Annotated in this window: 6 protein-coding genes and 1 pseudogene; all 7 read left to right on the forward strand. The window is 55.3% G+C overall.

The features are described 5' to 3' along the window. The first annotated feature begins 7 nt into the window (after positions 1-7). Positions 8-337 (forward strand): phage tail assembly protein T, encoded by a 330-nt coding sequence (locus tag CRI63_RS22160; RefSeq protein WP_001161009.1) that lies wholly within the window; start codon positions 8-10, stop codon positions 335-337. Then, a complete protein-coding gene (locus CRI63_RS22165; protein WP_135520818.1) occupies positions 309-3,365 on the forward strand; it encodes a phage tail tape measure protein in 3,057 nt (1,018 codons plus the stop codon). Before CRI63_RS22160 ends, CRI63_RS22165 begins: the two co-directional genes overlap by 29 nt. Continuing rightward, positions 3,365-3,694 carry a phage tail protein gene (locus CRI63_RS22170; protein WP_000447253.1) on the forward strand — a complete coding sequence of 110 codons (330 nt, stop codon included), beginning with the start codon at positions 3,365-3,367 and terminating at the stop codon, positions 3,692-3,694. Before CRI63_RS22165 ends, CRI63_RS22170 begins: the two co-directional genes overlap by 1 nt. Positions 3,695-3,703: 9 nt before the next feature. After that, a complete protein-coding gene (locus CRI63_RS22175; RefSeq protein WP_001152385.1) occupies positions 3,704-4,402 on the forward strand; it encodes a phage minor tail protein L in 699 nt (232 codons plus the stop codon). Positions 4,403-4,406: 4 nt separating this feature from the next. Beyond that, positions 4,407-5,150 (forward strand): C40 family peptidase, encoded by a 744-nt coding sequence (locus CRI63_RS22180; RefSeq protein WP_032152077.1) that lies wholly within the window; start codon positions 4,407-4,409, stop codon positions 5,148-5,150. Then, positions 5,048-5,695 (forward strand): tail assembly protein, encoded by a 648-nt coding sequence (locus CRI63_RS22185; protein WP_000741576.1) that lies wholly within the window; start codon positions 5,048-5,050, stop codon positions 5,693-5,695. Before CRI63_RS22180 ends, CRI63_RS22185 begins: the two co-directional genes overlap by 103 nt. A gap of 60 nt (positions 5,696-5,755) precedes the next feature. Then, positions 5,756-6,661 (forward strand): annotated as a pseudogene (locus CRI63_RS24040) (host specificity protein J); the annotation flags it as partial.

Raw genomic sequence — 6,661 nt, forward strand, 5'->3', positions numbered from 1 at the left:
GCGGGAAATGCAGTTTGTCATGCGGCTTGCCCGGGAGTTCCGGCGGGCAGACTGGCGGCGGATGCTGTCGGAAATGTCGGCCACTGAGCTTGGTGAGTGGGGCGATTATTTCCGGATGCAGAGCTTCAGTGATGTGTGGATGGATGCGCAGTTTGCCTCGCTGAAGGCATTGATCGTGAGAATGGTGTCCGGCAGCAGTGATGCTGCGGTGGCTGATTTCAGCCTTTTACCGGAAGAGAACGGGATACCGGAGCGAACGGACGAAGAACTGATGCATCTTGGGGAAGGTATTTCCGGAGGTGTGCGTTATGGACCAGATAGCCAACCTGGTCATTGATTTGGGGATTGATGCGGCAGAGTTTAAAAATGAAATCCCCCGTATCAAAAACCTTCTGAATGGTGCAGCCAGCGATGCAGAACGGTCTTCTGCCCGTATGCAGCGTTTTATGGAGCGTCAGACTCAGGCCGCCCGGCAGACAACGCAGGCGGCGTCTTCGGCTGCAACAGCCGCATCCGTCCATGCGCAGACGGTGGAGAAGAACGCACAGGCTCATGAACGCATGGCCCGCGAGGTGGAGAAAACCCGCCAGCGCATGGAGGCGCTGAGCCAGAAAATGCGCGAGGAACAGGCGCAGGCCATGGCTCTGGCGGAGGCTCAGGATAAAGCGGCTGCTGCGTTTTATCGTCAGATTGACAGTGTGAAACAGGCCAGTGCGGGTCTGCAGGAATTACAGCGTATTCAGCAGCAGATCCGACAGGCCAGAAACAGTGGCGGGATTGGTCAGCAGGATTATCTGGCGCTGATTTCTGAGGTTACGGCGAAAACCCGTGTTCTTACACAGGCTGAGGAAGAGGCTACCCGACAGAAAGTGGCGTTTATCCGTCAGCTTAAAGAGCAGGCAACCCGCCAGAATCTTTCTTCTTCTGAGTTGCTTCGTGCTAAGGCTGCCCAGCTGGGGGTAAGCAGTGCTGCAGAAGTGTATATCCGCAAAATGGAGCAGGCAGGAAAAGCCACGCATTCGCTGGGGCTGAAAAGTGCAGCGGCCCGTCAGGAGATAGGCGTTCTGATAGGTGAACTGGCCCGCGGAAATTTAGGTGCGCTGAGGGGATCCGGAATAACGCTGGCTAACCGTGCCGGGTGGATAGACACATTGATGTCACCGAAAGGCATGATGCTTGGCGGGGTTATTGGCGGTATTGCCGCGGCTGTCTATGGTCTGGGTAAAGCCTGGTATGACGGTCAGAAGGAGGGGGAAGAATTTAACCGCCAGCTGTCGCTGACGGGGCATTATGCCGGAGTCACTGCCGGGCAGCTGTGGACGCTCAGTCGTGCTATTTCCGGGAATGGTATCACGCAACATGCTGCAGCCGGTGCGCTGGCTCAGGTGGTGGGGAGTGGTGCATTTCGTGGAAACGATATCGGTATGGTGGCGAGAGCTGCCGCACAGATGGAGCGATCGGTTGGCCAGTCGGTCAGCGATACCATAAATCAGTTTAAGCGGCTGAAGGATGATCCTGTAAATGCCGCGAAGTCTCTGGACAATGAGCTGCATTTTCTTACTGCCACTCAGCTTGAGCAGATACGCGTCCTTGGAGAGCAGGGGCGGTCCAGTGATGCGGCACGGATAGCCATGTCTGCACTGGCAGAGGAAACCGGTCGGCGTACTGCGGATATTGATAATAACCTCAATGCGCTGGGCAGTACGCTGCAAACTTTGTCTGACTGGTGGAAGCAGTTCTGGGATGCGGCCATGAATATTGGTCGTGAAGATTCGCTGGATGCGCAGATTGCCGCTTTACAGGAGAAAGTGTCGCGGGCGAAAAGACTCCCCTGGACGGCATCATCTTCTCAGGTTGAATACGATCAGCAGCGTCTTAACGATCTTCAGGAGAAAAAACGCCAGAAGGATTTGCAGGATGCAAAAGAGCAGGCAGAGCGGAATTATCAGGAGCAACAGAAACGCCGTAATGCTGAAAATGCTGCACTGAACCGGATGAATGAAACGGAAGCTGCACGACATCAGCGTGAAATTGCGCGTATTAATGCCATGCAGTACGCCGATCAGGCTGTCAGGGATGCGGCGATACAACGTGAAAATGAACGTTACGAGAAAGCCCTGGCATCCGGTAAGAAAAAAACACGCGAAACCCGTAATGATGAGGCCACCCGGTTATTGCTGCAGTACAGTCAGCAACAGGCACAGGTGGAAGGACAGATTGCTGCTGCAAGACAGTCAGCAGGCATTGCCACTGAAAAGATGACAGAAGCGCATAAACAGCTTCTGGCTCTGCAGCAGCGCATCAGCGATCTGGACGGGAAAAAACTGACGGCAGATGAAAAGAGTGTGCTGGCCCGTAAAGATGAACTGATTCAGGCACTGACGCTGCTGGATGTAAAACAGCAGGAGCTTCAGAAACAGACGGCACTCAACGATCTGAAGAAAAAAACAATTCAGCTGACCAGTCAACTGGCTGAAGAAGAGCGCGCTCAGCGTCAGCAACATGACCTGGATATCGCCACGGTTGGTATGGGTGATCAGCAGCGGCAGCGATATCAGGTACAACTGAGTCTTCGCCAGAAATACCAGCAACAGCTGGAGCAGTTGAGGCGGGATAGTGAGCAGAAAGGGACATATAACACGGATGACTACAGAAAGGCCGAGCAGGCGCTGACGGAGAGCCTGAACCGACAACTGAATGAGAATCGCCGTTACTGGCAACAGCTTGAAATTGCTCAGGGTAATTGGAAAAACGGAGTCCTGCGTGCACTCCAGAATGTCACTGAGAATGCGGATAACACAGCCGGGACAGTGGAACAGTTGTTCACGTCTGCGTTCAGTAGCATGAGTGACTGGCTGGCGACATTCTGTACTACAGGCAAACTCAATTTCAAATCTTTTACTTCTTCTGTGCTGTCAGATATGTCCAGAATCATGGCTCAGATAGCTTTAATGAAAGCGGTAAAAGGCATTGCTTCCGCGCTGCCTTTTGATTTTGTAGCCAATGCTGATGGCGGTGTTTATCAGTCGGCTGATTTGAGTCGCTACAGTGGCACGGTGGTTAACCGTCCGACGTTTTTTGCTTTTGCAAAAGGCGCGGGTGTGATGGGGGAAGCTGGACCTGAAGCCATTCTGCCACTGCGTCGTGGTGCTGACGGTAAGCTGGGGGTTGTGGCGGATATTGGTGGTTCAGGTATGGCGATGTTTGCCCCGCAGTACAACATCGAGATCAATAACGATGGCACGAACGGGCAGATAGGCCCGGCTGCCCTGAAGGTGGTTTATGACCTTGGGAAAAAAGCGGCAGCGGACTTTATGCAACAGCAGGCCCGTGATGGTGGTCGGTTAAGTGGAGCATATCGGTAATGGAGACGTTTCACTGGAAAGTGCGCCCGGATATGAATGTGGTATCAGAGCCGAAAGTGGTGACAGTGAAGCTGGGCGATGGTTATGAACAGCGTCGTGCAGCGGGACTGAATAACCAGTTGTCGACTTACAGCGTGACGATACGTGTTCGTAAATGTGAACACCCATCTTTAAAAGCCTTTCTGGAACGGCACGGTGGCGTCCGCGCATTTCAGTGGACGCCACCTTATGACTGGAAGCCGATCAGGGTGGTTTGTCGTAAATGGTCGGCAAGCGTGGGGGCATTGTGGGTAACCATAACGGCAGATTTTGAACAGGTCGTGGCATAGGAGGCTCTGATGCAGGATATTCCACAGGAAACACATCATGAGACGACACGCCTCACTCAGTCAGCCCAGGTGGTGCTCTGGGAAATCGATCTGACAGAGGTCGGTGGTGAACGTTATTTTTTCTGTAATGAGCAGAACGAAAAAGGTGAGCCGGTTACCTGGCAGGGGCGGCAGTATCAGGCATACCCCATTCAGGGGACGGGATTTGAACTGAACGGCAAGGGCAGTGCTGCCCGTCCGACACTGACGGTTTCTAACCTGCACGGAATGGTCACCGGGATGGCGGAAGACCTGCAGAGTCTGGTCGGCGGAACGGTGGTCAGGCGTAAGGTTTACGCCCGTTTTCTGGATGCGGTGAACTTCGTCAACGGAAACAGTGACGCCGATCCGGAGCAGGAGGTGATCAGCCGCTGGCGCATCGAGCAGTGCAGCGAACTGAGCGCGGTCAGTGCCTCTTTTGTACTGTCCACGCCGACGGAAACGGACGGTGCTGTTTTTCCGGGGCGCATCATGCTGGCTAATACCTGCACCTGGACCTATCGCGGTGATGAGTGCGGTTATCACGGTCCGGCTGTCGCTGATGAATATGACCAGCCGACGTCCGATATCACGAAGGATAAATGCAGCAAATGCCTGAGTGGTTGTAAGTTTCGCAATAACGTCGGCAACTTTGGCGGCTTCCTTTCCATTAACAAACTTTCGCAGTAATCCCATGACACAGACAGAATCAGCGATTCTGGCGCACGCCCGGCGATGTGCGCCAGCGGAGTCGTGCGGCTTCGTGGTGAGAACGCCGGAGGGGGAAAGATATTTTCCCTGCGTGAATATCTCCGGTGAGCCGGAGGCGTATTTCCGGATGTCGCCGGAGGACTGGCTGCGGGCAGAGATGCAGGGTGAGATTGTGGCGCTGGTCCACAGCCACCCCGGTGGTCTGCCCTGGCTGAGTGAGGCTGACAGGCGGCTGCAGGTGCAGAGCGATTTGCCTTGGTGGCTGGTCTGCCGGGGTGAGATTCATAAATTCCGCTGTGTGCCGCATCTTACCGGGCGGCGCTTTGAGCACGGGGTGACGGACTGTTACACGCTGTTCCGGGATGCTTATCATCTGGCGGGGATTGAGATGCCGGATTTTCATCGCGGGGATGACTGGTGGCGTCACGGTCAGAATCTCTATCTGGATAATCTGGAGGCCACAGGGCTGTATCAGGTGCCGTTGTCAGCGGCGCAGCCTGGCGATGTGCTGCTGTGCTGTTTTGGTTCATCGGTGCCGAATCATGCCGCCATTTACTGTGGTGACGGCGAGCTGCTGCACCATATTCCTGAACAACTGAGCAAACGAGAGAGGTATACCGACAAATGGCAGCGACGCACACACTCCCTCTGGCGTCACCGGGCATGGCACGCATCTGCCTTTACGGGGATTTGCAACGATTTGGCCGCCGCATCGACCTTCGTGTGAAAACGGGGGCCGAAGCCATCCGGGCGCTGGCCACACAGCTCCCGGCGTTTCGTCAGAAACTGAATGACGGCTGGTATCAGGTGCGCATTGCCGGGCGTGATGCAGGTGAAACCGAATTATCTGCCCGTCTTAATGAGCCGCTGGCAAATGGTGCCGTGATCCATATCGTGCCGCGTCTGGCGGGAGCTAAAAGTGGCGGTGTATTTCAGGTGGTGCTGGGGGCGGCGTTGATTGCGGTGGCATGGTGGAACCCTGTGGGCTGGCTGGGTGCCGCGGCTGTATCGGGCATGTATGCGGCAGGGGCCAGTATGATCCTGGGCGGTGTGGCGCAGATGCTGGCACCGAAAGCCAGGACGTCCACGGCAGCCAGTACAGATAACGGCAAACAGAACACCTATTTTTCCTCACTGGATAACATGGTTGCTCAGGGCAATGTTTTGCCTGTTCTGTACGGTGAAATGCGTGTGGGGTCGCGGGTGGTTTCTCAGGAGATCAGCACGGCAGACGAAGGGGACGGTGGTCAGGTTGTGGTGATTGGTCGCTGATGCAAAATGTTTTATGTGAAACCGCCTTCGGGCGGTTTTGTCGTTTATGGAGCATGACGAATGGGTAAAGGCAGCAGTAAGGGGCATACCCCGCGCGAAGCGAAGGATAACCTGAAATCCACGCAGTTACTGAGTGTGATCGATGCCATCAGCGAAGGGCCGATTGAAGGTCCGGTGGATGGATTAAAAAGCGTGCTGCTGAACAGTACACCGGTGCTGGACAGTGAGGGGAATACCAACATCTCCGGTGTCACGGTGGTGTTCCGGGCAGGTGAGCAGGAGCAGACACCGCCGGAGGGTTTTGAATCCTCCGGTTCCGAGACGGTGCTGGGTACGGAAGTGAAATACGACACGCCGATCACCCGGACCATCACGTCTGCAAACATCGACCGTCTGCGCTTTACCTTCGGTGTGCAGGCACTGGTGGAAACCACCTCAAAGGGTGACCGGAATCCGTCGGAAGTCCGCCTGCTGGTTCAGATACAACGTAACGGTGGCTGGGTGACAGAAAAAGACATCACCATTAAGGGCAAAACCACGTCGCAGTATCTGGCCTCGGTGGTGGTGGATAACCTGCCGCCGCGACCGTTCAATATCCGGATGCGCAGGATGACACCGGACAGCACAACAGACCAGCTGCAGAACAAAACGCTCTGGTCGTCATACACCGAAATCATCGATGTGAAACAGTGCTACCCGAACACGGCACTGGTCGGCGTGCAGGTGGATTCGGAGCAGTTCGGCAGCCAGCAGGTGAGCCGTAATTATCATCTTCGCGGGCGCATTCTGCAGGTGCCGTCGAACTATAACCCGCAGACGCGGCAATACAGCGGTATCTGGGACGGGACGTTTAAACCGGCATACAGCAACAACATGGCCTGGTGTCTGTGGGATATGCTGACCCATCCGCGCTACGGCATGGGGAAGCGTCTCGGTGCGGCGGATGTGGACAATGGGCGCTGTATG

It is taken from the genome of Escherichia sp. E2661 (genome assembly GCF_004745185.1).
GTDB lineage: Bacteria > Pseudomonadota > Gammaproteobacteria > Enterobacterales > Enterobacteriaceae > Escherichia.